Here is a 1,784-nt window from a genome sequence, read left to right on the forward strand (position 1 = left end):
ACTGACCATCCGCGCCAACCAGAAGTGCTTTGTGACGCGGCCGCAGGGTGTCGACGACGCGCTTTCCAATCGCTTCATTCTAACCGCCAACATCGAAGCCAGGGATGGCGGCAAGGAGATCGCCCACGGCAACGGCAAGGTGGTGCGCGCCCGTCTGTCCGACGCGCTTTATTTCTGGACGACCGACCAGGGCGATTTGCCTGACCTGGCTGAGCTCGAGGCATCGGCGGAAAAATTCGGGCTTGATCTCAAGAAGCCTCTCGACCAGCGCATGGCCCGCCTCGACCATCTCGGCGTGACTTTCCACGCCAAGCTCGGCACGCAGGGCGAACGGGTGGAGCGGATCAAGCGATTGGCGGAAGAACTGGCTCCGACAGTCGGCGCCGATCCCGCACTCGCGCGCCGCGCTGCCGTCTTGGCCAAGGCAGATCTCACCACCGAAGTCGTCGGCGAGTTCCCGGAACTGCAAGGCGCCATGGGCCGCAAATATGCGCTGCTTCAGGGCGAGCATGCATCGGTCGCCGCTGCAGCGGAGGAACACTACAAGCCGCAAGGCCCGTCCGATCGCGTATCGAGCGATCCGGTTTCGATCACAGTGGCGCTTGCCGATAAGCTCGATACGCTGGTCGGTTTCTGGGCAATCGACGAAAAGCCGACTGGGTCGAAGGATCCCTATGCGCTGCGTAGAGCGGCGCTGGGTGTGGTTAGAATATTGGTCGAGAATGATATTCGACTGGCGCTGGCAGCCATCGTCGGGAAAGCGTCTGACCTTCTGTCCTTCTTCCACGACCGCCTGAAAGTCTACCTCCGCGATCAGGGCGCCCGGCACGATCTCATCGATGCCGTCATCACGCCGCAGTCCGACGACCTCTTGCAGATCGTCCGCCGCGTCGAGGCGCTCGGCGCCTTCCTCGACACCGAGGACGGCAAGAACCTGCTCGCCGGCACTAAGCGCGCGGCCAACATTCTGGCTGCCGAGGAGAAAAAGAAAACGGCGGTCGCCGAAACCGTTGAGCCGGCGCTGTTTCGCGCGGATACCGAGAAATCGCTGTTTGCGGCGGTGAACCAGGCTGAGAAGCAAGCCGGCGAAGCGATTCAAAACGATGATTTTTCCGGCGCCTTGCTGGCGCTTAGCGTGTTGCGCGAGCCGGTTGATTCATTCTTTGAGCATGTTCTTGTAAACGATGAGGATCAGGCGGTGCGTGCCAACCGCCTGGCGCTGCTCGCCCGCATCCGCACGGCCACCGGTCAGGTCGCGGATTTCTCCAGGATCGCAGGTTAAGGCGAAGAAAATATTCTCTGCTACCGGCCGTTCGAGCCGGCTTACAGTCATATGGCGATGATCTCTCCGTGGCAAAAGGGACATGTTCCCCAACCCCACGGAGGCTTCCATGAATTCCGATCACGAAATCGAAGTGACAGAAGAAACTCCCGCCGAGGCGCTTGAATCCGCTTCCGAAACCATTCTCGATCATGCCGCCGCCGCAGCGATCGAAGCCGCTGACCTGTCTGATGACGACGAAGACGGCGACGATGAAGAAGGCGAAGAGTCCACCGAAGCTGCCACGCTCTCGGATGACGACGAAGATGAAGACGAGGACGAAGACGACGCCGAGGACAGCGTGAAGGCTGAAGGCGACGAGTCCGAAGAAGAAGACGACGACAAGGAAGAAGCGGCCTGATCTTTTCAGCCGCCGAGTCTATCGATGGCAAGGCGGCGCCGAGGCGCCGCCTTTTGCTATCAGCCGTCCCCGAAGCCGACTGTCAGCCGCCCCGGCGACGGC

Annotated in this window: 2 protein-coding genes; both read left to right on the forward strand. The window is 61.2% G+C overall.

Annotated features, from left to right (window positions below; genetic code table 11):
* Positions 1-1,282 (forward strand): glycine--tRNA ligase subunit beta (glyS, locus tag EN969_RS29615; protein ID WP_127419654.1); only part of this gene is annotated, 1,282 nt, incomplete at its 5' end.
* A gap of 109 nt (positions 1,283-1,391) precedes the next feature.
* Entirely contained in the window at positions 1,392-1,682 is a 291-nt protein-coding gene (locus tag EN969_RS29620) for a hypothetical protein (RefSeq protein WP_063170186.1), read from the forward strand.
* Positions 1,683-1,784: the final 102 nt, after the last annotated feature.

Origin of the sequence: Mesorhizobium sp. M7A.F.Ca.CA.003.01.2.1 (assembly GCF_003998945.1) — a bacterium.
Lineage (GTDB): Bacteria > Pseudomonadota > Alphaproteobacteria > Rhizobiales > Rhizobiaceae > Mesorhizobium > Mesorhizobium ciceri.